This window comes from Salinifilum aidingensis (genome assembly GCF_054782015.1).
Map to the genome: position 1 here is coordinate 145225 of NZ_BAAGTH010000008.1, position 26641 is coordinate 171865.

Below are 26641 nucleotides of genomic sequence, written 5' to 3' on the forward strand. Positions count from 1 at the left end.
GGGCGGCCCGCGCCCCGCGGACGCGGACCGCCCCGCCTCACACCGCGAGGCGGCGGATCGTGGCGAATCCGCCCGCGCCGAACACCGCGGCGAGCAGCGCCGCGATCCCGGCGAGGCCGAGCGGACTCAGCGCCGCGAGGAACTCCCCGATCGCGGACCACGCCCCGATCCAGGTCACCACGACGACGAATCCCGCGGCGAGGACCAGCTGCGCGGCGAGGTAGCACACGGCGCCGAGCACGCGCCAGCGCCGGTAGGTCAGCCCCCACCACATCCCGTAGGCGAACAGCAGCACCATGAACGCGAACGCGGTCAGCCACGTCAACGGCCACGGCCCGTCGAGCACCCAGGGCACCCGGAAGAAGTGCATCTGCAGCCCCCACCCGCCGGTGGCCGCCTCGACGACCTGCAGCGCCGCCACGCCGAGCGCGTACACCGCGGCGACGAGGACGCCGAGGCCGAGCGCGCCCAGGTAGTAGCTGCGCCGGCTGACCCCCAGGGAGAACGCGAACGGCAGCGCCTGCGACATGCCCACGCTGCCCTGCACCGCCAGGAACACGTACAGCGCGATGATCCCGCCCGTGAAGTGCTGCTCACCGCTGGCCACCACCCCGGAGACGACGGCGTTGATCGCGAACGACAGCGCGAGGACGGCGGGCGGCAGGACCGCGTACTGGAACCGGTCGATGAGGAGGTACCGACCGACGTTGACGAGCGTGCTCATGACTCCCCCTGTTCGGCGCCGGAGGTCTGGACGAGCAACTGCTGCAGCGACAGCGGTTCCAGCCGCAGCCCCAGCCGCGCGGCGCGGGTCTGGTCCAACGAGTCGAACGGTTCGGCGATGGTCACCACCGACCGGGAGCCGAGGCTCTTGCGGTGCAGCACGCGGCTGCCGGTGACGAACTCCTCCACCGCGCCGCCGGCACCGGTGACGGTGACCGCGCTGCCGCGCACCTCGTCGCTCGGAGCGCTGACCGCCAGCCTGCCGCGGTCGAGCATGACGACGTCCTCCAGCAGGTCCGCGGCCTCGTCGACGAGGTGGGTGGACAGCAGCACGGTGCGCGGACGCTCGGCGTAGTCGGCGAGCATCCGGTCGTAGAACAGCTGCCGCGCGGCGGCGTCGAGCCCGGCGTAGGGCTCGTCGAAGATGGTGAGCTCCGCCCGCGAGGCGAGTCCCACCACGATGGACAGCGCCGAGCGCATACCGCGGGAGAGCTTCTTGACCTGCCGGTTCACCGGGAGGTCGAAGTCCTCGATCAGCCGGGCCGCGAGCTCCTCGCTCCAGTTCGGGTGGAACCAGGAGGCCGCGCGCACGGCGTGCCGCACCCGGATTTCCGGGAACACCTGGTCCTCGCGGACGAAGACCATCCGCCGCAGGACCCCCTCGTTCTCCACGGGATCCTCGCCGAAGACGCGGAGGCTGCCGGAGCTGGCGAACTCGTGCGCGGTGATCAACCGCATGAGCGTGGTCTTGCCCGCCCCGTTGCGCCCGAGCAGTCCGGTGATCGTCCCGCTCCGGACCTCGAGGTCGACGTCCTCAACCGCCGTGGTCCCGCGGTAGCTGCGCGTCAGCGCCCGTGTTGAAATCGCCGGTTCCATTGCCGTGGTCCTCCGCAGTCCTGCTCGTCGTCTCGATCAGCGACAGCAACGTGCCGTGGTCGATGCCCAACCGCTGCGCTTCGGCCAGCATCGGTTCGACGTACTGCTGGGCGAATCGCGTGCGCCGCTCGGCGAGCAGCTGCTCGCGGGCCCCCTCGGCCACGAACATCCCCACGCCGCGCCGCTTCTCCAGAAGTCCCTGACTGATCAGCATGTTGATTCCCTTTGCCGCGGTCGCCGGGTTGATCCGGTGAAAGGCCGCGAGCTCGTTCGACGAGGGAACGCGATCGCCCTCCGCCAAGCTCCCCTCCGCGATCTCGTCCGAGAGCTGCTCGGCGATCTGCGCGAAGAGGGGAACTCCCTCGTTGAGCACGGTCACCTCCCTGCGTCCCCTCACCACCTTGGTTAGGTGGTTCACTACTTGACTAATGTACCCGAGAGGTAGTTCGGACACCACCCCCCGCCCGCAGCTGCCACCGGCCGAGGGGCGGCCCGGCGCGGCCCGCACCGAGCGCTCCGCCCGCTCGCGGGCTCCGCTGCGGCCGACCGGTGGCCCCGGACCGGGTGGTGCGAGGCGTTCCGCGGCGGTGCAGCGGGTATCCGCCCGGCGGAACCGCACAACCGCACCCCGGAGGTGGCCGTGACGCAGGAGCAGCCCTACACCGGATTCGACCGGATGCCGATCGGCGGCGAACGGACCGCGAGCTCGACCGGTCGGACCGCCGCCGACAACGACCCCTACAGCGGCGAAACCCTCGTGCGGACCGGGCAGGCCGATGCGTCCGATGTGGACGCGGCGTTCCGCGCCGCGGAACGGGCCCAACCCGCGTGGGCGGCCGCGCCCGGCGTGGAGCGGTCCGAGGTGTTCCTGCGCGCCGCGGAGATCCTGCAGCGCCGCCGCGCGGAGATCCTCGACTGGCTCGTGCGCGAAGCCGGCGCCGTGCGCCGCCGCGCGGAGTGGGAGTGGCTGGCGGTGCGCGCGGTCATGCTGGAAAGCGCCGGTCAGACCACCCACGTGACCGGCAGCATCCTGCCCTCGGCGCTCGTCGCGGGCAAGGAGAACCGCGTCTACCGCGAACCGGTCGGCACCGTCGCGGTCATCAGCCCGTGGAACTTCCCGCTGCAGCTGTCCAACCGCTCGGTCGCCCCCGCGCTGGCCGCGGGCAACGCGGTCGTGCTCAAACCCGCCACCGACACGCCCGTCACGGGCGGGTTGCTGCTGGCGCGGATCTTCGAGGAGGCCGGCCTGCCGCCCGGCCTGCTCAACGTCGTCGTCGGACGCGGCGGCGAGGTCGGCGACCCGCTGGCCACCGACCCGCGCGCGGCGGTCCTGTCGTTCACCGGCTCCACGGCGGTGGGCCGCGGCATCGCCGCGAAGGCCCCGCTGAAGCGGCTGAGCCTGGAACTCGGCGGCAACGGCCCGCTCGTCGTGCTCGACGACGCCGATATCCCCCGGGCCGTGGAAGCGGCCGTGTTCGGCTCGTGGTTCCACCAGGGCCAGGTGTGCATGGCGACCAACCGCATCATCGCCGAACGCCGCGTGCACGACGACCTCGTGGAGCGCGTCGCCGCGCGCGCCCGCGAGCTGCGCTGCGGCGACCCGGCCGATCCGGACACCGCGGTGGGTCCGGTGATCAACGCCGACCAGCTGCGCGCGGTGCTCGGCGCGGTCTCCCGCGCCACCGACGACGGGGCGACCGTCGTGGTCTCCGGCGACGCGACGGGGCCGAGCGGGCTGGTGCTGCCGCCGCACGTGCTCACCGGCGGCAACGACGTCGCCACCGCGGCCGAGGAGGTGTTCGGGCCGGTGGCCACGATCGTCCCCGCCGAGGACGAGCAGCACGCGCTGCGGCTGGCCAACGACACCGAGCACGGGCTGTCCAGCGCGGTGTTCACCGGCGACGCCGAGCGCGGCGTGCGGTTCGCCCGGCAGGTGCGCGCGGGGATGACGCACGTCAACGACACGACCGTCAACGACGAGCCGAACACCGCCTTCGGCGGGGAGGAGGCCTCCGGTCGCGGCCGGTTCGGCGGCGGGTGGGCGATCGAGGAGTTCACCGCCGACCACTGGATCAGCGTGCAGCACACCCCGCGCGACCTGCGGTTGTAGCCGGTGGGCGCGCGCTCGTGGCCGGAACCGGCGACAGCGGCCCGCGGTGCGTGCGAAACTGCGCTCCCACGGAGATCACGAACGCGAACGGGGTGGAGCATGACCACGGAGCCGTCCTCGGAGCAGCCCTCCCGCGCGCACGCGGGCACCGGCATCGACGACACCGTCGCCCACTCGGCCCGGGTGTGGAACTACTGGCTCGGCGGCAAGGACCACTACGCCGTCGACCGCGCCCTGGGCGACGGCATCATCAACGCCGACCCGCAGATCGTCGACATCGCCAGGGCCAGCCGCAGCTTCCTCGCCCGCGCGGTGCACCACCTCGTCCGCGAGGCGGGCGTGCGCCAGTTCCTCGACGTCGGCACGGGCCTGCCCACCGCGGAGAACACCCACGAGATCGCGCAGCGGCTGGACCCGAGCTGCCGCGTCGTCTACGTCGACAACGACCCGCTCGTGCTCGCCCACGCCCGAGCGCTGCTCACGGGCACCGACGAGGGCGCGACCTCCTACATCGACGCGGACCTCTACGACCCGGAGGCGATCCTGCGGCAGGCGGCCGGGACGGTGGACCTCGACCGGCCGGTGGCGCTGATGCTGCTGAGCGTGCTCGGCCACGTGCCCACGGCCGAGCGCGCGCGCCGCGTGGTCACCGATCTCGTCGACGCGCTGCCGCCCGGCAGCTACCTCGCGATCACGGACAACGTGGACACCGATCCGGTCAACGCGCGGGCCGCGGAGCTGTACAACAGCAGCGACACCGTGCCGTACCACCTGCGCAGTCCGGAGGAGTTCACCGCGTACTTCGACCGCGTGGACGTGGTGGACCCGGGGATCGTCGGCTCGGTCCACTGGCGCCCCGACCTCGCACCGGAACCGCTCGAGAACGACGTGCCCACGCTCGGGGCCGTCGGGCGCAAACCTTGATCCGGTGGGACGGGGCGGGGGCGCGGCGCCCCCGCCTCCGCGGAACAGCTGCGCGGCGGAGCTGTTCCCCCGCTCACGCGGGGTCGGCGATCTTCACGAGCATCTTGCCCGTGTTCTGGCCGCGCATCATGTCCAGGAACGCCTCCGGGGCGTTGCGCAGGCCCTCCACCACGGTCTCCTGGTAGTGGATCTTGCCCTCGCTCAGCCAGCCGCCGACGTCGCGGGCGAACTGCTCGGTGAGCTCGGGGTGGTCGCCGACGATGAAACCGCGCATCCGCAGCCGCTTGCTCACCATCATGAACATGTTCCGCGGACCCGGTTCGGGTTCGGCGGCGTTGTACTGCGAGATCATCCCGCAGCAGGCGATGCGGCCGAAGTCGTTCATCGCGCCGATGGCCGCCTCGAGGTGCTCCCCGCCGACGTTGTCGAAGTAGACGTCGATGCCCTCCGGCGCCGCCTGCTTCAACTGGTCGCGCACCGGACCGTCCTTGTAGTTGAACGCGGCGTCGAAGCCGACCTCCTCGGTGAGGAAGCGCACCTTCTCCGCCGAGCCGGCGCTGCCGATGACGCGGGAGGCACCGCTGAGCTTCGCCAGCTGCCCGGCCAGCGAACCGACCGCACCGGCCGCCCCCGAGATGAACACGACGTCGCCCGGCTGCTGCTGCGCGATCTCGGACAGCCCGACGTAGGCGGTCATGCCCGGCATGCCGAGCACGTACAGGTAGGCGTTCAGCGGTGCGCGGTCGGGGTCGACCTTCTTCACCCGGCCCGCGTCGAGCACCGCGTAGTCGCGCCACCCGCGGTCGTGCAGCACGACGTCTCCGGCCTCCAGCTCCTCGGAGGCCGAGCTGACCACCTGGCCGACGGCGCCGCCGTCGAGCGGTGCACCGACTTCGAACGGGGCCACGTAGGACCGGCCCTCGTTCATGCGCCCGCGCATGTACGGGTCCACGCTCATCACCAGGTTGCGCACCAGGACCTGGCCCGCGGCGGGCTCGTCGACGGTGACCTCGGTGACGTCGAAGTTCTCCGAGGTGGGCCACCCCCGGGGCCGCGACGCCAGCCGGATCTCCACACCCGTGCGTTCCGTCATTCAGTGCTCCTCTTCCCGTCGGTTGCGTCTCGCAACGGAATTCCCCGCTCGACCATACGTCCGCGGGACCGGTGCCAGCTCGTCACCCGCGCCGCTCGTCGCCCGTACCGCCACCCGCAGCGGTGGCAGTACGATCAACCGCGGTCGCACCGACGAAAGGAACCCGATGACCGCGGAACTCGCCCCCTCCGACGTGTGCGACGCCGCGCGCCTGCTCTCCCCCGTGGCGCACCGCACACCGGTGGTCACCTCCCGCACGCTCGACGCCCGCGCCGGCGCCGAGGTGCTGCTCAAGTGCGAGAACCTGCAGCGCGCGGGGGCGTTCAAGTTCCGCGGCGCCTACAACGCGATCGCCCGGCTGTCCCCGGAGGAACGCGCCCGCGGTGTCGTGGCCTACTCCTCCGGCAACCACGCGCAGGCCGTCGCGCTGGCCGCGCAGCTGCTCGGCGCCCGCGCGGTCATCGTCATGCCCACCGACGCGCCCGCGGTGAAACGCGCGGCCACCGAGCTCTACGGGGCCGAAGTCGTCGCCTACGACCAGCGCACCGAGGACCGCGACGAGCTGGGGCGCCGCCTGGCGGCCGAACGGGGGCTCACGCTCGTGCCCCCGTTCGACCACCCGCACATCATGGCCGGGCAGGGCACGACCGCGCTCGAGCTGTGGGAGCAGTCCGGCGAGGACCTGGGGGCGGTGCTCGCGCCGGTGGGCGGCGGCGGTCTGCTCGCCGGTTGCGCCACGTTCCTCCGCCACGCGCGACCGGGCATCCGCCTGATCGGGGTGGAGCCGGACACCGCCGACGACACCCGCAGGTCGTTCGCCGCCGGGGAGCGGGTGGCGATCCCGCGGCCGGAGACCCTCGCGGACGGCCTCGCCGCGCCCACCCCCGGTGCCCGCACCTTCGCCGTCAACCGCGCCCTCGTGGACGAGGTCGTCGTGGTCGGCGAGGACGAGATCCGCTCGGCGGTGCGGTTCGCGTTCGAACGCCTCAAGCTCGCCGTCGAACCCAGCGGGGCCGTCCCGCTGGCTGCCGTGCTCAGTGGACGGTTGGAGCTGCCGCACCGCGTCGGCGTGGTCGTCTCCGGGGGCAACATCGGCACCGAGCAGATCGCCCGGCTCTTCGCCGCGTGAGCCCCGGCCGCGGTCGGGGGCGAACGCGGGCCGCGGTGTTCCGGTCGCCCGCGCGCGCGGCGCTCCGAGTAGTCTGGGCCGAGGAGGCACGATGGCACAGCAGCGGGGGGAGCACTTCGTGCGCTCGGTGGACCGGGCGCTGTCGGTGCTCCGCGCCTTCACCCCGGAGCGGCAGGAGATGACGCTGACCGAGGTCTCCCGGGCCAGCGGGCTGGACCGGGCGGGTGCCCGGCGCATCCTGCTGACCCTGGCCGAACTCGGCTACGTGCGCCACGACGGGCGGCACTTCGCGCTGACCTCGCAGGTGCTCGAGTTCGGCCACGCCTACCTGTCGAGCCGTTCGCTGCCGCAGATCGCCGAGCCCCACCTGCGCCGCCTGACCGAGCAGGTGCGGGAGATGTCCGCGCTGGCCGTGCTGGAGGGCGAGGAGATCTGCTACGTCGCCCAGGTGCCCGGCCCGAAACTGCTGTCGGTGACGATCCCGGTGGGCACCCGGTTCCCCGCGCACGCCACGTCGATGGGCAAGGTGCTGCTCTCGGCGATCCCGCCGGAACGCCTGGCGGCGCGGCTGCAGGGCAAGGAGTTCAGCCGGTTCGCCTCCCGCACGGTGACCACGTGGGAGGAGCTGTTCGCCGAGCTCGCCCGGATCCGCAAGCAGGGCCACGTCATCGCCGACAGCGAACTCGAGGACGGGCTGCGCGGGGTCGCCGTGCCGGTGCGCGATGCGGACGGGAGCGTCTGCGCGGCGGCGAACGTCTCCCTCGACGCGAACAGCGCCTCGGTGGAGGACGTGCGCCGCGACGTCGTCCCGCTGCTGGCCGCCACGGCGGCGCGCATCGAGGCGGACCTGCGGATGCGGCCGCGGCACCCGGCGGACCACGCGCAGTGATCCCGCCGGGCACCGCTCCCCTGTGGCGGGCCCGCCGGCCTCAGTGGCCCGCGAGTTCCTCGCGGTAGGCCTTCTCCGCCACGTGGATGAAGAAGTCCGGTTCCGAATCCGCGTAGGAATCCTGGAAATCGCCGTAGGTGTCGATCCGCTGGAAACCGACGTCGCGCAGCAGGCCGCGCGTGTAGTCCTTGCGCAGCGGGTACATGTTCAGGTGGTACTCGCTGCCGTCGGGGAACCCGTAGCGGTAGCGCGCCAGCCCCTCGTCGACGTGCTCGGGCACGGCCGAGACCTGCTCACCGCAGTAGTAGTAGGTGTGCTCGCTCGTGCCGTCGCCGTCGAGGACGGCGTCGTAGTTGCGCTGGTCGAGGATGAGCACTCCGTCGTGGGCCAGCACGGAGTAGAACTCGGCGAGCGCCTTGCGGCGATCGTGCTCGTCGAACAGGTGCGTGAACGAGTTGCCGAGGCAGAGCACCGCGTCGAACGGGCCGTCCACCTCGCGGCTGAGCCAGCGCCAGTCGGCGTTGACCGTCCGCAGCACCTGACCGCCGTGCTCCATGCCGTTGCGGAACGCCTTGGCCAGCATCTGGGGACTGCCGTCCGCGCTGACCGCGTCGAATCCCTCGTCGAGCAGGCGCACCGAGTGGAATCCGGTGCCGGTGGCCGCGTCCAGCACCCTCCGCGCTCCGCGGGAGCGGAGCTGCTCGATGAAGAACCGGCCTTCGCCGTGCGCCCGACCGCTCCAATCGATCAGGTCGTCCCACTTGTCGACCAGACCGCCGACGTATTCCCGGGCGTAGTGCCCGGTCTCGCGGACCTCCAGCGGATTCGCGCCGAAATCCTGGGACTCCATGGCCAGCGACTCCGCGGTTCCGGTCGTCGTTTCGCCGCTGCGCTGGTTCAGGACGTTTTTCGTCATGCTCCGTTTCCTATTTCTGCTCGGGCACCGCGAGGCGGAATGCGCGCATCCCGCGCGGGTCGTTCTTTCTCCACCGCTTTCCGGTGCCGAGCTCGACATTAGGCGGTTCCACCTCGGATTCAAGACCGCGCTGCCGGGCTTCCGGGCGGAATTCGGGGCCGCGTCCCGGAGCGGGTTCGGCGCGTTGCCCGCCTGACCTGGTGCGTCGCCGCGCCGCGCGGTGGCCGCGCTGCCGGCGGAGAAATCCGCGCCGCGTTCGTGCCGCGACCGCTGCTGTCGCTGCGCGAACGGGCCGAATGCGGGAGCGGCCGCCGGCAGGAGCTCTTCCCGGATCGGATCGCCCTCCCCTCGACCGCGTCGTTTCCGCAGGTCATGGACTCGAACACCGACAGGTGCGCGGACCTCCGCGCTCGCTCCGGCACCGGCGACGGGGCGCGAGGTGCTGCGCATCACAGTTCAACCGCGCACAGCGCGCTCCTACGGTGCTGCGCACACCGCGATCCAGGTCACACGCGGTGAGATGCGGCGGAAGACGACGGGGACCGCACGCGCCCGAGCGCGGTGCGGGCACGCGGGAGGTTTCGATGGAGAAACGGATCCGGAACAGGGCGTTCGCGGCAGCGGTCGTGGAGGCCGACGAGGCCGCGCAGTTGATCGAACCGGGATCGATCGTCGGCATGAGCGGGTTCACCGGCGCGGGCTATCCGAAGGAAGTGCCGCAGGCGCTGGCCAAGCGGATCTCCGCCGAGCACGAGCAGGGCCGCGAGATGCGGATCTCGCTGTGGACGGGTGCCTCCACCGCGCCCGAGCTCGACGGGGCGCTGAGCGAAGTGGACGGCGTCGACCTGCGCATGCCGTACCAGTCGGATCCGGTCACGCGGGAGCGGATCAACACCGGCCGCGTCGACTACGCCGACGTGCACCTCTCCCACGTGGCCGACAACGCCCGGCGCGGCTCGTTCGGCCACCTCGACACCGCGATCATCGAGGTCTCCGGGATCACCGAGGACGGCCGGCTGATCCCCTCCTCCTCGGTCGGCAACAACGCCGCGTGGCTGGCCCTGGCCGAGAAGGTGATCCTGGAGGTGAACTCGTGGCAGAGCGAACACCTGCGCGGGATGCACGACGTGCTGGACCTGTCCGGTGCGGACAGGTCGCGGCCCGTCCCGATCGCCACGCCGTCCGATCGCGTGGGCGAGCCCGCGCTGACGTGCCGGCCGGAGAAGATCGCGGCCGTGGTGCGCACGCACTCGCCGGACCGGAACAGCCCGTTCACCCCGCCCGACGCGGTGTCCCAGCGCATCGCCGAGCACGTGCTCGACTTCCTCGACGGCGAGAGGCGCTCCGGACGCCTGCCGCGCAGCCTGTTGCCCCTGCAGTCCGGGGTCGGCAACGTCGCCAACGCGGTCCTGTCCGGTGTGGACTCCGGACCGTTCACCGGCCTGGCCGCCTACACCGAGGTGATCCAGGACGGCATGCTGCAGCTGCTCGAATCGGGCACGTTGCGCACCGCATCGGCCACGGCGTTCTCGCTGAGCCCCGCGGCGGTGGACCGGTTCAACCGGGAGGCCGCGGCCTACCGGGACCGGATCATCCTGCGGCCGCAGGAGATCAGCAACCACCCCGAGGTGATCCGCCGGCTGGGCTGCCTGGCGATGAACGGCGCCGTCGAAGCCGACATCTACGGCAACGTCAACTCGACGCACCTCATGGGCAGCCGCGTGCAGAACGGCATCGGCGGGTCCGGGGACTTCGCGCGCAACGCCGCCCTGTCCGTGTTCGTCACGCCCTCGCAGGCGAAAGGCGGTGCGATTTCCGCGATCGTGCCGATGGTCTCGCACGTGGACCACACCGAGCACGACGTCGACGTCCTCGTCACCGAGCAGGGGGCGGCGGACCTGCGCGGCCTGTCACCCCGCGCGCGGGCCCGGCTGATCATCGAGCGCTGCGCCCATCCCGACTTCCGCCCGGCGCTGCGCGACTACCTCCAGCGCAGCCTGCGGAGCTCGTACGGGCTGCACACCCCGCACCTGCTCGACGAGGCGCTGTCGTGGCACCAGCGCTTCGTCCGGACGGGGAGCATGCGGTTCGGTTGACCCGCGGGTTCCGCGCAGCACCGCACGGCGCCCACCGGGGGAACCCGGACCACCGCTCCGCTCCCGGCGAGCGGTCCGCGGCCTCACATGCCCCGGACGTCCTCGACCCAGGTCCTGGTGCCGACGCGGGTCACCCTGATCGACGCGACGCGGTTGGCCCGGTCGAGCAGTCGCGGCACCTCCTCCCCGGCGGGAACGCGGCCGAGCTCGGCCACGCCGTGGGCGAGAGCGCCGTGCCAGACGTCACCGGCGGCGAGGGTGTCCTGCGGGCTCACCGACGGCGGTTCCACGGTGCCGCTGCGCTCCGGCCCCGACTCGGTGCGGTGCACCCAGCTGACCGGTCCGGCTCCGGCCGTGCGGGCGAGCACGCCCACGCCCCGGTCGAGCAGGGCCGCGTCGGTGTCGTCCTGCCCCGGCAGGTCCGGCAGGCGGAACCCCTCGGAGCAGGCGCAGAGGTCGATGTGCGGCAGGAGCTCGTCGAAGACCGGTTTGTAACTGCCCGCGTCGGCCACCACGGGCACCCCGCGGCGCGCGGCGGCGTGCACGGCCTCGCGGGCGAGCTGCGGGTGGTGGCCGTCGATGAGCACCGCGTCGGCCTCGGCGACGGTGCGTTCGGTCTCCGCGGGCGCGGGCAGGTCCACCCCGGCGGCGTTGTGCGAGACGATCGTGCGCTCGCCGTCGCTGTCCCGCACGGTCACGGCGCTCACGGCCGGGGCCTCGTCTCGTTCGGCGGCGGCGTCGAGCAGGGCGACCCCCTGTTCGACGAGGTCATCGCGGGCGAGGGCGGCGAGCGGGTGCCGCCCGAGCCCGGTGAGCAGGGTGGCCCGCCCGCCGAGCGCGGTGACCGCCACCGAGGCGTGGCTGGCCGGACCGCCGGCCGCGGTCTCGACCGATGTGGACTGGGCCTTCTGCCCGAGCCGGGGGTACTCCTCGACCCGCTGGACCAGGTCGACGGTGCACAATCCGACCAGCAGCACTGCGATCCGTTCTCCGGGCATGTCCCCAGTCTGCCTGCCGCCGCCGGGGTCCGTGGCTGCGGCTGTTCACCCCTCAGCGGCAGTTCACTCCGCGGCGGGGTCTTCCGGCGGCAGCTCGGGTTCCGGCGGGGCGGGGCGCGTCCCCGCGCCCAGTCGAGCGGTGAGCAGTTCCACCAGCTGTTCGGGGTCGACCGGCTTCGGGACGAACTCGTCCGCACCGGCCTGCAGGCTGGTGCTCCGGTCGTCCTCGCGGGCCTGGGCGGTCACGGCGACGAGCAGCAGGTCCCGGTACCGGGGGATCTCCCGGACGAGCCGGATGGCGGTGTTGCCGTCCATCTCCGGCAGCATCACGTCCATGAGCACCGCGCGCACGTCGTGCTCGCGCTGCAGCGCGGCGAGCCCGGCGGCGGCGGACTCCGCGCACAGCACCCGCAGGCCGTGCCTGCGCAGCAGTGCGGCCGTCGCCTCGGCCCCCCGCGGGTCGTCGTCGACGATGAGCACGGTCTCGCCCTGGAACTGCGCGGGGGACGTCCGCACCGCCGCGTCCGGTTCGGCCTGCGGCCCGGGCGGGTCGATGCCTTCGGCCACCGCGTCCCAGGTCGTCGTGGGGTCGTCCCCGGCGGCGACCCCGGCGGCGACCCCGGTGGGCTGCTGCGGGATCGCTCCGGCCGGCACCGGCGCTTCGCCCTGCTCCTGCGGCTCCACTTCGGGGGCGGCGGGGAGGTAGAGGGTGAAGGCGCTGCCCTCGCCGTGCCGGCTGTGCACCCGCAGCTCCCCGCCGAGCAGGGCGGTCAGCTCCTGGCTGATGGACAGGCCCAGCCCGGTGCCGCCGTGCCGGCGGGCGGTGGTGCCGTCCACCTGCTGGAAGGCCTCGAAGATCCGCTGCAGCTGCTCGGCCGGGATGCCGATGCCGCTGTCGCGCACCGAGAACGCCACCGGCTCCGCCGCCGCGGTCAGCGCGGTGCCGCCGACCTCCGCGAGCTCGGCGCGGCGCATGCGCAGCTCGACGCTCCCCTCCTCGGTGAACTTGATGGCGTTGGACAGCAGGTTGCGCAGGATCTGCTCCAACCGGCTGTGGTCGGTGCGGATCGTGCCGGGCAGGTCCGCGTCGACGAGCAAGTCGAAGTGCAGCCCCTGCTCCTCGGCCAGCGGCCGGTACAGCGACTCCAGGTGGGTGGCCAGGTCCGCCACGGCCACGTCCTCGATGAGCAGCCGCATCCTCCCGGCCTCCACTTTGGACAGGTCGAGGACGTCGTTGATGAGCGCGAGCAGTTCCGAACCGGCCTGGTGGATGGTCGAGGCGAGCTCGACCTGTTCGGCGGTCAGCGTGCCCTCGCTGTCGTCCGCGAGGAGCTTCGCCAGCAGCAGCACGCTGTTGAGCGGGGTGCGCAGCTCGTGCGACATGTTGGCGAGGAACTCGGACTTGTACGCCGAGGCCTCGGACAGCTGGCGGGCGCGCTCCTCGAGCTCCTGCCGGGCGCTCTCGATCTCCCGGTTCTTCAGCTCGATGTCGGCGTTGCGGCTGGCCAGCAGCGCCGCCTTCTCCTCCAGCTCCGCGTTCGACCGGCGCAGCTCCGACTGCTGCCGCTGCAACTGCTCGGACTGCTGGCTCAGCTCCGCGGCGAGGTGCTGCGACTCGGCCAGCAGCGACTCGGTGCGCGAGTTGACGACGATGGTGTTGACGTCGACGCCGATCGTCTCCTTCAACTGCTCGAGCAGGTCCAGCTGCAGCGGCCCGAACGGGTGGAACGCGGCCAGTTCCACCACGCCCAGCACCTGCTGCTCGAACGGGACCGGCACGACGACCAGGTGGGTGGCCTCCGCACCGCCGAGCCCGGAGCTCACCCGGGGGTACTCCCCCGGCGCGCCGGTGACCACGATGGTGCGGTTGTCCGCCGCCGCCTGCCCCACCAGCGACTCGCCGGCGCGGAACCGCCGGTCGGGCCGGCCCTCGGTGGTGCCGTGGGAGGCGATCTCCCGCCACGAGGGGCTCCCGTCGTGCTGGTCGGTCTCGCCGAGGTAGAACACCCCGCAGGGCGCGTCCAGCAACCAGGCGAGCTCGCCGAGCAGCAGCCGGGCCAGCGTCCGCACGTCCTGCTGGCCCTTCATCAAGGCGGACAGGCGCGCGAAGTTGCTCTTGAGCCAATCCTGCTCCCGGTTGACCCGAGTGGACTCGCGCAGGTTGTCGATCATCGCGTTGATGTTGTCCTTGAGCACGGCCACCTCGCCGGAGGCCTGCACCGTGATCCGCTGCGTGAGGTCCCCGTTGGTGACGGCCGTGGCGACCCCGGCGATCGCCCGCACCTGGCTGGTGAGGTTGCCGGCCAGGCTGTTGACGCTCTCGGTCAGGCGCCGCCACGTCCCGGACACGTCGGCCACCTCGGCCTGCCCGCCCAGCTTGCCCTCGGTGCCCACTTCGCGCGCCACGCGGGTGACCTCGGCGGCGAACGCGGACAACTGCCCGACCATCGTGTTGATCGTCGTCTTCAGCTCGAGGATCTCGCCGCTGGCGTCCACGTCGATGCGCCGGGAGAGGTCGCCGCGCGCGACGGCGGTGGTGACCTGCGAGATGTTGCGCACCTGGTTGGTCAGGTTGCGCGCCATGATGTTGACGTTGTCGGTGAGGTCCTTCCACGTGCCGGCGACGTTCGGCACCCGCGCCTGCCCGCCCAGCTTGCCCTCGGTGCCCACTTCGCGCGCCACCTGCGTGACCTGCTCGGCGAACACGCTGAGCGTGTCGACCATGTCGTTGATCGTCTCGACGAGGCTGCCGACCTCGCCGCGGGCGGTGACGGTGCTCTTCTTCGACAGGTCGCCTCCGCCCACCGCCGTGGCCACCCCGCCGATGCTGCGCAGCTGGGCGGTGAGGTTGTCGGCCATGGTGTTGACGTCGTCGGCGAGATCGCGCCACGCCCCCGACAGGCCGTGCACCCTGACCTGGCCGCCGAGCTTGCCCTGGACGCCCAGCTCGCGGGCCAACCGGTCCATCTCGTCGGTGAACGCCGCCAGCTGGTCGATCATGCCGTTGACGGTGTTCTGCAGCACGAGCACCTCGCCGCGGGCGTCGACCGGAACCCGCCCGCCGAGGTCGCCGCCGGCGACGCGGTCGGCCACCTCGGACAGCCCGCGCACGTGCTGGGCGAGGTTGCGCGACATGCCGTTGACGGCCTCGGCGAGGTCGTGCCACGCACCGGGTTCCGCGGCGATGTCGACCTGCCCGCCCAGCTGGCCCTCCACGGAGATCTCCCGCGCGACGCGGACGATCTCGCCGTGCACCGAGGACAGCCGGTCCACGGTGGTGTTCACCTGGTGCCGCAGTTCGGCGAACTCGCCGTCGGCCGCGGTGGTCATCCGGCGTCCGAGGTCGCCGGTACCGGCCGTGCGCACGACTTCGGTCGCCTCCCGGACCTGCAGCGTCACGGTCGCGACGAGCTCGTCGACCGATTCGGCCATCTCCCGCCAGCTGCCGGCCAGCCCGGAGGTCTGCAGGCGCCCGCCGAGGCGCCCGTGGTGCCCGGTTTCCGCCGCGACGCGCGTCATCTCCCGCGACAGCAGCGACAGCTGGTCGAGCAGCGCGTTCACCTCGGCTCCGAGCTGCCCGAACTCGCCGGGCAAGCCGACGTCCCCGGCGCGGCGGGGCATGCGCTGGGTGAAGTCGCCGCGGGTCATGGCCGTCAGCACCCGGTGCAGCTCCTCCAGCGGTGCGAGCGTCGAGTGCAGCAGTCCGTTGATCGACTGCGCCGCGACCGACCAGCCGCTCTCCGCGGGCGCGGTGAACCCGACCGGGGCGACGGGCCACCGCCCGTCCGCGGCGGCCTCGCTCACCCGGTGCAGCTCGCCGACCAGGTGCTGGTTGCGCTCGGCGAGCGCGTTGAACGCGGTGGCCAGCTCGGCCGGCAGCCCGTCGCCGGAGACCGCGAGGCGCCGGCGGAAGTTCCCGTCGCGCAGATCGGTCAACCCGCCCAGCACCCGGCGCATCGCCGCTTCGGCGGACCGCAGGCGCGCATGCGCGGAGCCTTCCGCATCCGCGGCCCGCTGCTGCTCGCTCATCTCGTCACCGCTTGTCGCGGGGGTCCCGTTCCAGGCGCAGTTCGGTGGCCAGCACGGCGGCTTCGCTGCGGTGCCGCATCGCCAGTTTGGACAGCATCTGCGAGACGTAGTTCTTGATCGTCTTCTCGGCGAGCTGCATCTCCCGCGCGATCTCGCGGTTGGTGCGCCCGGCTCCGATGTGCTCGAGGACTTCGCGCTCGCGGACCGTCAACCCCCGCAGGGGGTCCGCCTGCTGCTCCTCGCGGCGCAGCATGGCCATCATCGCTTCGGTCCGGCGCGGATCGACGAGCGTGCGGCCCGCGCCGACGCTGCGGATGGCGTCGAGGAGTTCGGTGCCGACGACCCCCTTGAGCACGAAACCGGCCGCACCCGCCAGCACGGCGTCCATCAACGCCTCCTGGTCGTCGTAGGAGGTCAGCATCAGGCACCGCAGCGAGGGGATCCGCGAGCGCAGTTCCCGGCACAGCTCGACACCGTTGCCGTCGCGCAGGCGCACGTCGAGCACGGCCACCTCGGGGGAGAGCTGCTCCGCCCGCGCGAGCGCCTCCCCCGCGGAGGCCGCCTCGCCGACCAGGTCGAGATCAGCGGTCCCGCCGATCATCGCGGCGATGCCGCGCCGGATCACCTCGTGGTCGTCGACGACGAATACGCGCGTTCCCATCCTCACCTCACGCCGAGGCCTCCCGTCGGGGCGCACCGCTGCCGCGCCACAGGGCGGACGCGCCGGTCCCAGCTGCGCGGCTTCCCGTTCCTGTTGTAGCGCACCGCGCGCGGCGAAGGCGCGTTTGCGCTGATCAAACGGGTAGTGCAACTCGAACGAGTGAAATCTCGGCGTGCTCCGCCCGCACCGCGCGAACCGGTGCGCCGCCGGCTGCGGGCACGGCCGGCGACACCCGGCTCCCGCCACCCCCGAGCTGGCGACTCCGGACCCGCGCGCGTCAGTAGCGGCGCATGAACCGGTCGAAGGTCGTGTTCGCCGCGCCCCAGTCCGCCGTGATCAACTCGGTCGTCTCACCGCCGGCGGGCTCGGCGTCGACGGTGACCACGAAGCCCGGCTCGGACACCCGGCGGCGCAGTTGCACCAGCCGCCCGCCCGCCGAGCGGCCGACCCGCTGCCCGCGGTCGCGCGTTGCGCTCTCGCCCGGTGCGAGCTCGGTCGCCGCGTTCTCCGCCATGGGTCCGTTGTAGCGCACGCGCGGTCACCGGCACAGGGGGCCCGGAGCGATTCGGCATCCTCCGAGCGAGTTAGGGGCCGCGCGGATTGGGCGGCCATGTGCTCGACCGCACCGGCCCGCGCGACCGCTCGTCCCCGAACGGGCGCCGCGGAGACGTGCGGGCGGCGACCGCCGGGGACCAGCCGACGAGTTCGGCGGTCGAGCAGCGTTCGGGGAAGCGGAGCCCTGCACGCCGCGGGGACTCGCGCTCGAGTTCCGCGGAACTCGAGCTCGCCGGTCTCAGCCTCGCGGCGGCCCCTGCTGGGGTCCCTGCGGAGGCCCCTGCGGAGGGGGACCCGGGGGGCGCTGGCCCTGCGGCGGACCTGGGGACGGCGGCCCCGGCTGGGGTGGTCCCTGCTGGGGTGGTCCCTGCTGGGGCCGGCCGCCCGGCGCCTGCGGTGGCGGACCGCTGCCGCCTGCTCCCGGGGAGTGCCCCGGTGCCGGCGGCCGGGGGGCCGGTTGCCCCCGGGGAGCGTGCCCGGGCGCCTGCGGCGGGGCGGGTCGCCGCCCTCCCGGCGCGACCGGCTGCTGCGCGGCGGCAGGTTGGCCCACGGGCGGGCTCGCCGGGGCCTGCCGGTAGCTCGGCATCTCGCTGCGCTGCAACTGCGCCGGCAGCGCGACGAATCCGGACTGCTCCCCGCGCGGAGTCCAGGAGGGGGCGGAGGCGCTCGGCATCCGGCGGAAGAACGCGTCGCGGGCCACGCGCATCAGCCCGAGGATCGCGTCGCGCCGGGCGTAGAACGGCTGCGCGTCGATCGTGCGGCGGCGCGCGTGGTCGTGCAGCAGCGCCAGCTCGGTGGCGGCCAGCTGGTAGTCGGCCATCGCCCGGGCACCGTTGACCCCCGCCTGCGTCCGCGCCCAGCGGCGCGCCTTGCGCCGCTCCGGCAGGCTGCAGAGCATGCGCACGTCGTTGGGCTGCACGAGCCCGCTGGGCACGTACGGCGGCAGGTAGGTGCCGATCTTGCCGATGGTGCGCTTGCGGTCGACGACCACGACGACGACCAGCCCCACGAGCACCAGCGCCAGGAACAGGTACGCCAGCACCATCCCGACGAGGCCGAGCAGCGTGACCCCGCCGTTCCACAGCGCGTGCAGGAACACGGCGCCGACCCAGCCGCCGATCACCGCGAACGCGCCCCCGGCGCCGCGGTTCTTGGCCGCGTAGGCCACGCCGAGCCCGATCATCGCCGTGTACATCGGGTGCCCCAGCGGGGAGATCACCCCGCGCATGAGCACGGTGACCAGCACGTCCTGCCCGGATTCGGCGAGGCCGCGCATGTAGTACAGGATGTTCTCGACCAGGGCGAAGCCGAGGCCGCACATCCCGGCGTAGACGATGCCGTCGGTCGGCCCGTCGATCTCCTGGCGCCGCACCCACAGCAGGTACAGCAGCAGGGCGCCCTTGAAGCTCTCCTCGACGACGGGCGCGACCAGCGCACTGCTGAACAGCTCCGACCACGCCCCGAACGCCGGCTGCGCGAGGATCCCCACCGTCGTGTTCACCACGAGCGCACCGAGCACGGCCACCCCCGCGCCCCAGGCGAAGGACAACCACAGGTTCAGCTGCGGTTCCGGTTCCAACCGGTCGATGAGCAGCAGCAGCCCGCAGCAGACGACCGCGGTCGGAACGGCCAGCAGCGTGCCCACGGCGACGTTCACCGGCCCGCCCCGCAGCAGGTAGTACGCCAGGGCCAGCAGCAGGCACGCACCGGAGATGATGAGGCCGACGATCAGCGCCACCGGCGCGCGCTGCGGATTGCGACCGTCGAGGATCGACTGCGGGCTGAACACGGGCATGCCGGAGAGGGTAGGAGACGCCTCCCCGCGCGTGGTTCCGAACCGGCGCACTCGGCGCCTGAGATCCACGTCATGCGCCGCCGAGCAGCCGCGCGGCGGCACCGCACCGGATCACAGGGCGGGACGGTGGTTCTCGGTGTAGGCCCACGGCCGGATCCGCTCGAGTTCCTTGCCGAGGCGGAACACGGCGGCATCCGCGTGGGGGCGGCCGACGATCTGCACCCCGGTGGGCACGCCGGTGCTCGCGTGCCCGCTGGGCACCGCCAGCACCGGGCACCGGTTGGCGATGTTGAACGGAGCGGCCATGGTGGCCTCGATGTGGTCGGCGAAGCGCACACCGTCCACTTCGAACCCCCCGGCGAGGTCGTCACCGGCCGGGAACGCGGGCACACCTGCCGTGGGGCACAGCAGCACGTCGTAGTCCTGCAGCGTCTCGGCGAGCTGGCGCTGCACCCGCGCTTCGATCGCGAGGCCCCGCGGCACGCTGGTGCTGCGGGCGGCCTGCTGCATGGATTCGAGGAACCGCGCGGTGTAGGGGGCGACCCGGTCCTCCTGGCCGGAGACCTGCTCGGCCACGAACGCGCCGAAGAACCGGGAGAAGTGCGCCGCGGTGGCGTAGGTGATCTCCTCGCGCCGCCACGGCAGCGTCACTTCCTCGACCAGCACGCCGGCCTGCTCCAGCGCCGCGGCGGTGGCCCGGGTGTTCGCCGCCACCTCCGGTGTGACCGGGTAGTCGCCCACGGTTTCGCACATCGCCACCCGCATGCCCGCGGCCGGCGGGTGCTCGAGGGGCAGTTCCTGCCGCGGCAGCGAGGCGTGGTCGCGCGGATCCGGCCCGATGAGCGCGTTGGCGAACAGGATCGCGTCGTCCACGGTGCGCGCCAGCGGGCCGTCGCCGCGGTAGTAGTCGGCCGACAGCGGGGGTTTGCCGGGGATTCTGCCGTAGGGGGCCTTGTAACCGACCAGGCCGGTGAACGCCGCGGGCACCCGGGTGGACCCCGCGATGTCCGAAGCGGAGGCCAGCGTGGTCGTGCCCGCGGCCAGGGCCGCGGCCGATCCGCCGGAGGATCCGCCGGGGCTGTACTCCCGGTTCCACGGGTTGCGGGTCACACCCCACAGGGGACCGTGGGTGAAGGTGGCGATGCTGAACTCGGGAGTGGTGGTGCGCGCGTGCACGATCCCGCCCGCCTGCTCGATGCGGTCGACGACCGGGGCGTTCTCCTCGGCAACGGCGTCGGCGAACAGCACCGATCCTTCGCTGAGCGAGTAGCCGGCCAGCGCGTGCTTCTCCTTGGCCGCCACCGGGATCCCCTCCAGCGCGCGCGGCGCGGGCCCGGTTCCGCGGAACCGGGCTTCCGCGTCGCGCGCCTGCCAGCGGGCCCGCGCGTACAGGCGCTCGGTGAACGCGTTGACCTGCGGCTCGACCTCGTCCGCCCGTTCGATCAGGGCGTCCAGCAGTTCCACGGGGGACAACTTGCCCGCCCGGAACAGCACCGCGGCCTCCGCCGCGCTCAGGTAGCACAGGTCGTTCATCGCGACACCTCACGTCGTTCCGGGCGCACCGCGCACCGCCGGCCTGCGGCTCGGGTCAGGAGTTGCGGGGGAAACCGAGGTTCACCCCGCCCTGCGAGGGGTCCGGCCAGCGCGTGGTGACCACCTTGTTGCGGGTGAAGAAGTGGATTCCCTCCGGACCGTAGGCATGGGTATCACCGAACAGCGACTCCTTCCAACCGCCGAACGAGTACTGCGCCACCGGAACCGGGATCGGCACGTTCACCCCGACCATCCCGACTTCGACCTCCTCGGCGAACTCCCGTGCCGCACCGCCGTTCTCGGTGAACACGGCCGTGCCGTTGCCGTACGGGTTGCCGTTGAGCACGTCGAGGGCTTCGCGGTAGGAGCCCGCGCGCAGCATCGACAGGACGGGACCGAAGATCTCGTCGGTGTAGACGGACATGTCGGTGCGCACGTGGTCGAACAGGGTCGGGCCGAGCCAGAACCCCTCGGCGGCGCCGTCGGCCCGGCAGTTGCGCCCGTCCACGACGAGCTCGGCCCCCGCGCGCACCCCGGAGTCGACGTAGGACGCGACCCGGTCCCGGTGCGCCGCGGTGACCAGCGGGCCCATGTCGCAGCCGCGCCGCCCGTCGCCGACGCGCAGCTTGTCCATCCGCTCGCTGATCTTGGCCGCCAGCTCGTCCCCGACCGGGTCGACGGCCACGACCGCGGACACGGCCATGCACCGCTCCCCCGCGGAGCCGAACCCCGCGTTGACGGCCGCGTCCGCGGCGAGGTCCAGGTCGGCGTCGGGCAGCACGACCATGTGGTTCTTCGCCCCGCCGAGCGCCTGGCACCGCTTGCCGCGGGCCGTGGCCGTTTCGTACACGTACCGGGCGACCGGGGTCGACCCCACGAACGAGATCGCCCCGACCTCGGGGTGCTCCAGCAGCGCGTCGACGGCGACCTTGTCCCCGTGGACCACGTTGAACACGCCGTCGGGCAGCCCCGCCTCCCGCCAGAGCCGCGCCAGCAGCACCGACGCCGAGGGGTCCTTCTCGCTCGGCTTGAGCACGACGGCGTTGCCGCAGGCGATCGCGGTCGGGGCGAACCACAGCGGCACCATCGCCGGGAAGTTGAACGGGGAGATCACGCCGACCACGCCGACGGGCTGGCGCACCGAGTGCACGTCCACCCCGGTGGAGGCGTTCCCGGAGAACTGCCCCTGCAGCAGGTTCGGGATGCCGCAGACGTACTCGACGTTCTCCAGGCCGCGCTGCACCTCGCCGGCGGCGTCCTCGAGCACCTTGCCGTGCTCGGCGGTGATCAGCTGCGCCAGTTCCTCGCGGTGCCGGTGCACGAGCTCGCGGAAGGCGAACAGCACGTTCGCCCGCCGGGACAACGAGCTCCTGCGCCACTGCTCCAACCCCTCCTGCGCGCTCCGGACCGCGGCTTCCACGTCGGACTCCGCGGCGAACGCGACGCGCCCGGCGACCTGCCCGGTCGCCGGATCGTGGACGTCGCCGCCGCGCTCACCCGCACCCGCGGTCCCCTGCCCGCCGATCCAGTGACTGATCTGCTCGGTCATGCGTCCCCTTCCTGCTCCACCTGCGCGATCGACTCGCGCAGCACCTGCAACGCCTGCTGCACCTCGTCCTCGGTCACCGTCATCGGCGGGGCGATGCGCAGCGTGTTGCCGTAGAGCCCGCCCTTGCCGACGAGCAGGCCGCGGTCCTTGGCCAGCTCCAGCACGCGACCGGCCGCGGCGGGCGCGGGCCGCCCGGAGGGCTGGACGAGCTCCACCCCGGCCATGAGCCCCTTGCCGCGCACCTCGCCGATGACCGGGTGCGCCGCGGCCGCTTCCCGCAGCCCGTCGAGCAGCTGCGCGCCCAGCTTGTCGGCGCGGGACTGCAGGTCGTGCTCCACGATGTAGTCCACCGTGGCCTTCGCCGCCGCCGTGGCCACGGGATTGCCGCCGAAGGTGGAGATCGAGTTGGCGCTCAGCCCGTCCATCAGCTCCGCTTCGGCGACCACACCGCCGATGGCCATGCCGTTGCCGAGGCCCTTGGCGAAGGTCATGGCCGCGGGTGTGACACCGTGCGCCTGGATCCCCCAGAAGTGCGTCCCCGTGCGCCCCCAGCCGGTCTGCACCTCGTCGGAGATGAGCGGAATCCCGTGCTCGGCGAGCACGTCGGCGTAGGCGCCGAACAACCCGTCGGGCGGGGTCGCGAACCCGCCGACGCCCTGCACCGGTTCCACGATCATGCAGGCCACGTCGCCGGCGGTCTCGGTCGCCAGCACCTCGCGCAGGTCCTCGGTGCACGCGGCGATGTAGTCCTCGTCCGAGTATCCGCGGAACACGCTGCGGTAGCGGTACCCGCCGTGCGCGTAGTGCACCTTGACCGGCGACAGCGAGCTCGCCGACCAGCCGCTGTTGCCGGTCACGCCCATCGTGGCGAACGCGCGGCCGTGGTAGGAGTTGCGCAGGGCCAGCACCTGGTTGCTGCGCCGGTGCTGGGTCGCCAGCAGCAGCGCCGTCTCGTTCGCCTCGGTCCCGGAGTTGGTGAAGAACACCTTCGGGTTGCGCAGCCCGGAGAGCTCGGCGATCCGCTCGGCCAGCTCCACCTGGTTGCGGATGAGGTACAGCGTCGACGTGTGCAGCACCCCGGTGTCCACCTGCCGCCGGACGGCCTCGCTGATCTCCGGGATGTCGTAGCCGACGGCGTTGGTGAGGATGCCTGCGAAGAAGTCGAGGTAGGTCGTGCCGTCGCCGTCGGTGACGTGCCTGCCCCGCCCGGAGGCGATCTCGATCGGCTCGTCGTAGTACAGCGACAGCCAGCTCGGCAGCACGGCGCGGTGCCGTGCCAGCAACTCGGATTGCTCGCTCATGTCGTCCCCTCCGGCGGACACCGTTGAACACTGCGCCGCCCAGTCTCGCCGACACGGCTCCGCGGGGCCATGGTTCCGCCGCGTCCCGGTGCGGATCCATCCTGGCATCCGTCGAACACCGATTCGACCCCCGCGCTCGCGCTCCACACGTCCGGGTGATCACGACCGCAGCTGCAGGACCCGGCTCCGGGCTCCGCGGCGAGGAGTGGCACGGCGCACGTACGCGCTCACCGCACCGCCAGGCGCAGTACGGTCGCACCGGCCCCGGCGAGCGGGGCCCGGCGCGGCCCGCGAGCGGCCGGCCGCGGTGCGTCGAGAGGAGGCTCGGTGACGCTGGCCGCCTTCGGTCTCGCCGCCGCGGTGATCTTCCTCGGGGCCGTGATCCAGGGGGTCGTCGGCCTGGGGATGAACCTGCTGGCGGCTCCGCTGCTGGCGCTGGTCGACCCGGCGCTGGTGCCGGTTCCCCTGCTCATCCTCGCCTTCGTGCTGTCGTTCCTGGCGCTGCGCCGCGAGTCGGGGTACGCCGACTGGCGCGGCATGCCGTTCGCCGTGCTCGGCCGCGTACCGGGCGCGGCCGTGGGCACGGCGGCGGTGGCGCTGCTGCCGCGGCGGTCCTTCGCCGTGCTCGTCGGCGTGTTCGTGCTGGCGTGCGTGCTCGCCTCGGTGTGGACGTGGCAGCCGCGGCCCACCCGCCCCGCCCTGCTCGCCGCCGGCTTCCTCGGCGGGGTCGGCGGCACGGCGGCCTCGATCGGCGGACCGCCGGTGGCGGTGCTGTACCAGCACGAGGAGGGGCCGCGGGTCCGGGCGACGATGGCCTGCTACATGCTCTTCGGAGGGGCGGTGTCGCTGGCCGGCCTGGGCATCGGCGGGCAGATCGGCCCCTCCGAGCTGACGACGAGCCTCGGTCTGGTGCCGTTCATGGCGCTGGGGTTCCTGCTGTCCACACCGCTGCGGGGACGCGTCGACGCGGGGTGGACCCGGCCCGCTGTGCTGGGGCTGTCCGCGGCCAGCTCGGTGCTCCTCATCGTCCGCTCCCTGCTCTGACCGCGGGCGCGCCGCCCGGGTTCCCCGCGCATCGTTCCTTCGATCGAGTTACTTTCGCGCGGAATCCGTCATCGGCGCGCCCCGCTGCGGTCACCCTCGCAGGAGGTGATCACCGATGGGACAGCGAACACCCCGCTGGCGGCCTGCCGAACGGTACCGGCACGCCGTGCTCGGGCCGACCAGCCCGGCCACCACCAGCGTCGCCACCCTGTGCGCGCGCACGGTGCTCCCCGCGCGGGACGGCCGTTCCTGGATGTGGCCCACCTGCCCGGAGTGCATGCGCGCGGCGAACCCGTTACCGCTGACGACGACCTGGGGGCTGTCATGACCGAGACGATCGCCGTGCGCTACGCCGCGGGCGTGGTGGGCGAAGCGCAACGCCTGGTGCACATGGCCGACGCGCCGACCGCGGACGAGCCGCCGCAGCACTGGCTCACCCTGTGCGGCGAGGAGATCCCGGCCGAGCTGGCCGAGGTGTCGCAGGAACCGCTCGGCATGCCCTGCATGGGCTGCCTCTCCCGCATCGGCCCCGCGCAGTGACGTCCGCCCGGGCGGCGGGCCCGGCAGCACCGCCGCGGTGCGCGCACCGCGGCTCACCGAATCGCGCTCCACCCGACCCGGGCTTCCACTCGAGCCGGACGTCTACTCGAGCCGGGCCAGCGTCACGGCGAAATCGCCCGCGGCGTCGCACCACTGCCGGACGGTGCGGAAACCGGCCTCGGTGAGCTCGGCGCGCACCGAACCGGTGCGGAACTTCGCCGAGATCTCGGTGTGCAGCTCCTCGCCCGCGGCGAAGCGCACGGGCAGGTCCAGCGCGGAGAGCCTCGTCGCTGCGGGTTCGCGCGCCCGCAGCTGCATCTCCATCCGTTCCTGCTCGCCGTTGAACCGGGCCACGTGGTCGAAGTTCGCCACCGGCAGGTCCCCGCCGAGCTCCCGGTTGAGCACGTGCAGCACGTTCCGGTTGAACTCCGCGGTGACGCCCTGCGCGTCGTCGTAGGCGGCGACGAGCCGCTCCGGGGACTTCACCAGGTCCGTGCCGATGAGCAGCCACTCCCCCGGGCGCAGCGCCGCGCGGACCGCGGCGTGGAACGCGGCGCGCTCCTCCGGCAGGAGGTTGCCGATCGTGCCGCCGAGCAGCGCCACCATCCGCGCGGGCTCGCCGGGGAGCGCGATCGTCCCGGCGGTGAAGTCGTCGACGACCGCGCGGATGTGCAGCTGCGGGTACTCGGCGGCCAGCGCGGCCGCCGCCTCCCGCAGGGCGGACTCGGACACGTCGACCGGCGCGAACGTGCGCAGCGTGCCCTGCTTGTGCAGGGCGTCCAGCAGCAGTCGGGTCTTGGCCGAGGACCCCGATCCCAGCTCCACCAGGGTGCCCGCTTCGGTGAGCTCGGCGAGCTCGGCGGAGCAGGACTGCAGGATCTCGTGCTCGGCCCGGGTGGGGTAGTACTCCGGCAGCTCCGTGATGCGCTCGAACAGCTCGCTGCCCCGCTGGTCGTACAGCCACATCGGCGACAGCCACTTGGGGTCGGCGCGCAGTCCCCGGTCGGCTTCCGCGCGGAGCCGCCGCGTCGCCTCCTCCGGGGTGAACCGCACGGCGATTTCGGGCTCGTTCATGCTGTGCTCGCCTTTCGTCGGTGATCCGCGCGGGCCGCCGGCGCGCCGGGTTCCGGGGCCGCGGGCAGGGGTTGGACCGTCGTGCGGTGCCGGTCCGCGAGGACGAGGCTGCCGTCCGGCACCTCCGACCAGGCGGTCGTCCCGCCGTCGAGCGCGAAGGGCTCGGAGGAGACCAGCGCGGCGTTCCCGCCGCGGCCGGTCCACAGGCTGTGCGACCAGGTGGTGGCGATGATCCGCTCCCCGTCGGTCAGCAGCAGGTTCAGCCGCGACTCCGGGGCCCGGTCGGCGACGTCCCGGACGGTGCCGACCACGACCGACACCGGGTCGCGCCCCTCGGCCAGCCGCGCACGCACCAGGGCCCACAGGAAGGCCGAGTCGGTCGGCGCGTCCATGGTCAGCAGTCGTGTCGCGTCGAGGCCGCCGGCCAGGTCGGCCACGGCACCGGGCCAGCCGGCGATGCGCCCGTTGTGGCTGAACAGCCACGTGCCGTCGGCGAACGGGGCGCAGGCGGTGTGCGTGGTGGCCATGCCCGGCGTCGCCGAGCGCACCGCGGCGAGGAACGCGCTCGCGCGCAGCGACCCCGCCCGGTGCAGGAAGTCCGAGTCCGCCCACATCGGGTGAACGGAGCGGTAGCGCACCTGCTCGCCGCGCTGCCACCACCCCGCCCCGAACCCGTCGGCGTTGATCGTGCCGCCGCCGCGCATGTCCCGCGGCGCCCAGGTCTGCTCGAGCAGTCCCCGCTCCGGTTCGCTGATCACGCCGGCGAGCGCGACCGGTTCGCCCACGTAGGCCAGGTGTCGGCACAT

General features: G+C 73.0%; 22 protein-coding genes and 1 pseudogene. 8 read left to right on the forward strand and 15 right to left on the reverse strand.

All coding sequences use genetic code 11. The features are described 5' to 3' along the window. Positions 1 to 37: 37 nt before the first annotated feature. The 3 genes and pseudogenes from ACYVJE_RS12825 to ACYVJE_RS12835 form a co-directional block, all read right to left on the reverse strand. Positions 38 to 724, reverse strand: a complete 687-nt coding sequence (locus tag ACYVJE_RS12825; protein ID WP_461144611.1) for an ABC transporter permease — start codon at positions 722 to 724, stop codon at positions 38 to 40. Then, positions 721 to 1599, reverse strand: a complete 879-nt coding sequence (locus ACYVJE_RS12830) for an ABC transporter ATP-binding protein (RefSeq protein ID WP_461144612.1) — start codon at positions 1597 to 1599, stop codon at positions 721 to 723. The genes ACYVJE_RS12825 and ACYVJE_RS12830 overlap by 4 nt, the downstream gene beginning before the upstream one ends. A 31-nt stretch (positions 1600 to 1630) precedes the next feature. Further along, positions 1631 to 1972 (reverse strand): annotated as a pseudogene (locus ACYVJE_RS12835) (GntR family transcriptional regulator); the annotation flags it as partial. A gap of 267 nt (positions 1973 to 2239) precedes the next feature. Here ACYVJE_RS12835 and ACYVJE_RS12840 point away from each other — a divergent pair. Continuing rightward, a complete protein-coding gene (locus tag ACYVJE_RS12840; RefSeq protein ID WP_461144613.1) occupies positions 2240 to 3709 on the forward strand; it encodes an aldehyde dehydrogenase family protein in 1470 nt (489 codons plus the stop codon). A 99-nt stretch (positions 3710 to 3808) separates the two neighbouring features. Next, positions 3809 to 4633 carry an SAM-dependent methyltransferase gene (locus ACYVJE_RS12845; protein WP_461144614.1) on the forward strand — a complete coding sequence of 275 codons (825 nt, stop codon included), beginning with the start codon at positions 3809 to 3811 and terminating at the stop codon, positions 4631 to 4633. 73 nt (positions 4634 to 4706) lie between these two features. Here the strand turns inward: ACYVJE_RS12845 and ACYVJE_RS12850 are convergent, their stop codons facing one another. Then, positions 4707 to 5726 (reverse strand): NADP-dependent oxidoreductase, encoded by a 1020-nt coding sequence (locus tag ACYVJE_RS12850; protein WP_461144615.1) that lies wholly within the window; start codon positions 5724 to 5726, stop codon positions 4707 to 4709. 166 nt (positions 5727 to 5892) lie between these two features. Here ACYVJE_RS12850 and ACYVJE_RS12855 point away from each other — a divergent pair, with 166 nt between their 5' ends. Next, a complete protein-coding gene (locus tag ACYVJE_RS12855) occupies positions 5893 to 6855 on the forward strand; it encodes a pyridoxal-phosphate dependent enzyme (protein WP_461144616.1) in 963 nt (320 codons plus the stop codon). Between the two features lie 91 nt (positions 6856 to 6946). Next, positions 6947 to 7744, forward strand: a complete 798-nt coding sequence (locus ACYVJE_RS12860; RefSeq protein ID WP_461144617.1) for an IclR family transcriptional regulator domain-containing protein — start codon at positions 6947 to 6949, stop codon at positions 7742 to 7744. Between the two features lie 40 nt (positions 7745 to 7784). On the opposite strand, the gene ACYVJE_RS12865 is transcribed toward ACYVJE_RS12860, so the two are convergent. Beyond that, on the reverse strand, positions 7785 to 8660 hold the full coding sequence (locus ACYVJE_RS12865) for a glycine/sarcosine N-methyltransferase (protein ID WP_461144618.1): 876 nt from the start codon (positions 8658 to 8660) through the stop codon (positions 7785 to 7787). A 584-nt stretch (positions 8661 to 9244) separates the two neighbouring features. Here ACYVJE_RS12865 and ACYVJE_RS12870 point away from each other — a divergent pair. Continuing rightward, positions 9245 to 10756 carry an acetyl-CoA hydrolase/transferase family protein gene (locus tag ACYVJE_RS12870; protein WP_461144619.1) on the forward strand — a complete coding sequence of 504 codons (1512 nt, stop codon included), beginning with the start codon at positions 9245 to 9247 and terminating at the stop codon, positions 10754 to 10756. An 83-nt stretch (positions 10757 to 10839) separates the two neighbouring features. Here the strand turns inward: ACYVJE_RS12870 and ACYVJE_RS12875 are convergent, their stop codons facing one another. The 8 genes from ACYVJE_RS12875 to ACYVJE_RS12910 all read right to left on the reverse strand — a co-directional run bounded on the left by ACYVJE_RS12875 (position 10840) and on the right by ACYVJE_RS12910 (position 23177). Further along, positions 10840 to 11754, reverse strand: a complete 915-nt coding sequence (locus ACYVJE_RS12875) for a PfkB family carbohydrate kinase (RefSeq protein WP_461144620.1) — start codon at positions 11752 to 11754, stop codon at positions 10840 to 10842. A 63-nt stretch (positions 11755 to 11817) separates the two neighbouring features. Beyond that, positions 11818 to 15783, reverse strand: a complete 3966-nt coding sequence (locus ACYVJE_RS12880; protein WP_461144621.1) for a HAMP domain-containing protein — start codon at positions 15781 to 15783, stop codon at positions 11818 to 11820. Between the two features lie 4 nt (positions 15784 to 15787). Further along, entirely contained in the window at positions 15788 to 16444 is a 657-nt protein-coding gene (locus ACYVJE_RS12885; RefSeq protein WP_459159326.1) for a response regulator, read from the reverse strand. Positions 16445 to 16721: 277 nt separating this feature from the next. Continuing rightward, complete coding sequence (locus ACYVJE_RS12890) at positions 16722 to 16958, reverse strand: hypothetical protein (RefSeq protein WP_459159325.1); 237 nt, start codon at positions 16956 to 16958, stop codon at positions 16722 to 16724. A 279-nt stretch (positions 16959 to 17237) separates the two neighbouring features. After that, a complete protein-coding gene (locus tag ACYVJE_RS12895) occupies positions 17238 to 18794 on the reverse strand; it encodes a PrsW family intramembrane metalloprotease (protein WP_461144622.1) in 1557 nt (518 codons plus the stop codon). A gap of 111 nt (positions 18795 to 18905) precedes the next feature. Further along, complete coding sequence (locus ACYVJE_RS12900; protein ID WP_461144623.1) at positions 18906 to 20327, reverse strand: amidase; 1422 nt, start codon at positions 20325 to 20327, stop codon at positions 18906 to 18908. A 55-nt stretch (positions 20328 to 20382) separates the two neighbouring features. Then, positions 20383 to 21876, reverse strand: a complete 1494-nt coding sequence (locus ACYVJE_RS12905; protein ID WP_461144624.1) for a CoA-acylating methylmalonate-semialdehyde dehydrogenase — start codon at positions 21874 to 21876, stop codon at positions 20383 to 20385. After that, positions 21873 to 23177, reverse strand: a complete 1305-nt coding sequence (locus tag ACYVJE_RS12910) for an aspartate aminotransferase family protein (protein ID WP_461144625.1) — start codon at positions 23175 to 23177, stop codon at positions 21873 to 21875. The genes ACYVJE_RS12905 and ACYVJE_RS12910 overlap by 4 nt, the downstream gene beginning before the upstream one ends. 327 nt (positions 23178 to 23504) lie before the next feature. Here ACYVJE_RS12910 and ACYVJE_RS12915 point away from each other — a divergent pair, with 327 nt between their 5' ends. The 3 genes from ACYVJE_RS12915 (at position 23505) to ACYVJE_RS12925 (ending at position 24761) form a co-directional block, all read left to right on the forward strand. Next, the gene (locus tag ACYVJE_RS12915) at positions 23505 to 24221 is read left to right on the forward strand and encodes a TSUP family transporter (RefSeq protein ID WP_459159320.1); all 717 of its coding nucleotides are present in this window, start codon (positions 23505 to 23507) and stop codon (positions 24219 to 24221) included. A gap of 115 nt (positions 24222 to 24336) precedes the next feature. Further along, on the forward strand, positions 24337 to 24549 hold the full coding sequence (locus ACYVJE_RS12920; RefSeq protein WP_459159319.1) for a zinc finger protein: 213 nt from the start codon (positions 24337 to 24339) through the stop codon (positions 24547 to 24549). Beyond that, positions 24546 to 24761 (forward strand): hypothetical protein, encoded by a 216-nt coding sequence (locus ACYVJE_RS12925; RefSeq protein WP_459159318.1) that lies wholly within the window; start codon positions 24546 to 24548, stop codon positions 24759 to 24761. The genes ACYVJE_RS12920 and ACYVJE_RS12925 overlap by 4 nt, the downstream gene beginning before the upstream one ends. A 102-nt stretch (positions 24762 to 24863) precedes the next feature. Here the strand turns inward: ACYVJE_RS12925 and egtD are convergent, their stop codons facing one another. Beyond that, on the reverse strand, positions 24864 to 25835 hold the full coding sequence (gene egtD, locus ACYVJE_RS12930) for an L-histidine N(alpha)-methyltransferase (protein WP_461144626.1): 972 nt from the start codon (positions 25833 to 25835) through the stop codon (positions 24864 to 24866). Then, positions 25832 to 26641 (reverse strand): ergothioneine biosynthesis protein EgtC, encoded by an 810-nt coding sequence (gene egtC, locus ACYVJE_RS12935; RefSeq protein WP_461144627.1) that lies wholly within the window; start codon positions 26639 to 26641, stop codon positions 25832 to 25834. The genes egtD and egtC overlap by 4 nt, the downstream gene beginning before the upstream one ends.

Excerpts from the sequence above, each read along its gene's own strand:
- ACYVJE_RS12825 (WP_461144611.1), bottom strand. The coding sequence starts at position 724 with ATGAGCACGCTCGTCAACGTCGGTCGGTACCTCCTCATCGACCGGTTC.
- ACYVJE_RS12830 (WP_461144612.1), bottom strand. The coding sequence starts at position 1,599 with ATGGAACCGGCGATTTCAACACGGGCGCTGACGCGCAGCTACCGCGGG.
- ACYVJE_RS12845 (WP_461144614.1), top strand. The coding sequence starts at position 3,809 with ATGACCACGGAGCCGTCCTCGGAGCAGCCCTCCCGCGCGCACGCGGGC.
- ACYVJE_RS12850 (WP_461144615.1), bottom strand. The coding sequence starts at position 5,726 with ATGACGGAACGCACGGGTGTGGAGATCCGGCTGGCGTCGCGGCCCCGG.
- ACYVJE_RS12855 (WP_461144616.1), top strand. The coding sequence starts at position 5,893 with ATGACCGCGGAACTCGCCCCCTCCGACGTGTGCGACGCCGCGCGCCTG.
- ACYVJE_RS12860 (WP_461144617.1), top strand. The coding sequence starts at position 6,947 with ATGGCACAGCAGCGGGGGGAGCACTTCGTGCGCTCGGTGGACCGGGCG.
- ACYVJE_RS12865 (WP_461144618.1), bottom strand. The coding sequence starts at position 8,660 with ATGACGAAAAACGTCCTGAACCAGCGCAGCGGCGAAACGACGACCGGA.
- ACYVJE_RS12870 (WP_461144619.1), top strand. The coding sequence starts at position 9,245 with ATGGAGAAACGGATCCGGAACAGGGCGTTCGCGGCAGCGGTCGTGGAG.
- ACYVJE_RS12875 (WP_461144620.1), bottom strand. The coding sequence starts at position 11,754 with ATGCCCGGAGAACGGATCGCAGTGCTGCTGGTCGGATTGTGCACCGTC.
- ACYVJE_RS12880 (WP_461144621.1), bottom strand. The coding sequence starts at position 15,783 with ATGAGCGAGCAGCAGCGGGCCGCGGATGCGGAAGGCTCCGCGCATGCG.
- ACYVJE_RS12885 (WP_459159326.1), bottom strand. The coding sequence starts at position 16,444 with ATGGGAACGCGCGTATTCGTCGTCGACGACCACGAGGTGATCCGGCGC.
- ACYVJE_RS12890 (WP_459159325.1), bottom strand. The coding sequence starts at position 16,958 with ATGGCGGAGAACGCGGCGACCGAGCTCGCACCGGGCGAGAGCGCAACG.
- ACYVJE_RS12895 (WP_461144622.1), bottom strand. The coding sequence starts at position 18,794 with ATGCCCGTGTTCAGCCCGCAGTCGATCCTCGACGGTCGCAATCCGCAG.
- ACYVJE_RS12900 (WP_461144623.1), bottom strand. The coding sequence starts at position 20,327 with ATGAACGACCTGTGCTACCTGAGCGCGGCGGAGGCCGCGGTGCTGTTC.
- ACYVJE_RS12905 (WP_461144624.1), bottom strand. The coding sequence starts at position 21,876 with ATGACCGAGCAGATCAGTCACTGGATCGGCGGGCAGGGGACCGCGGGT.
- ACYVJE_RS12910 (WP_461144625.1), bottom strand. The coding sequence starts at position 23,177 with ATGAGCGAGCAATCCGAGTTGCTGGCACGGCACCGCGCCGTGCTGCCG.
- ACYVJE_RS12920 (WP_459159319.1), top strand. The coding sequence starts at position 24,337 with ATGGGACAGCGAACACCCCGCTGGCGGCCTGCCGAACGGTACCGGCAC.
- ACYVJE_RS12925 (WP_459159318.1), top strand. The coding sequence starts at position 24,546 with ATGACCGAGACGATCGCCGTGCGCTACGCCGCGGGCGTGGTGGGCGAA.
- egtD (WP_461144626.1), bottom strand. The coding sequence starts at position 25,835 with ATGAACGAGCCCGAAATCGCCGTGCGGTTCACCCCGGAGGAGGCGACG.
- egtC (WP_461144627.1), bottom strand. The coding sequence starts at position 26,641 with ATGTGCCGACACCTGGCCTACGTGGGCGAACCGGTCGCGCTCGCCGGC.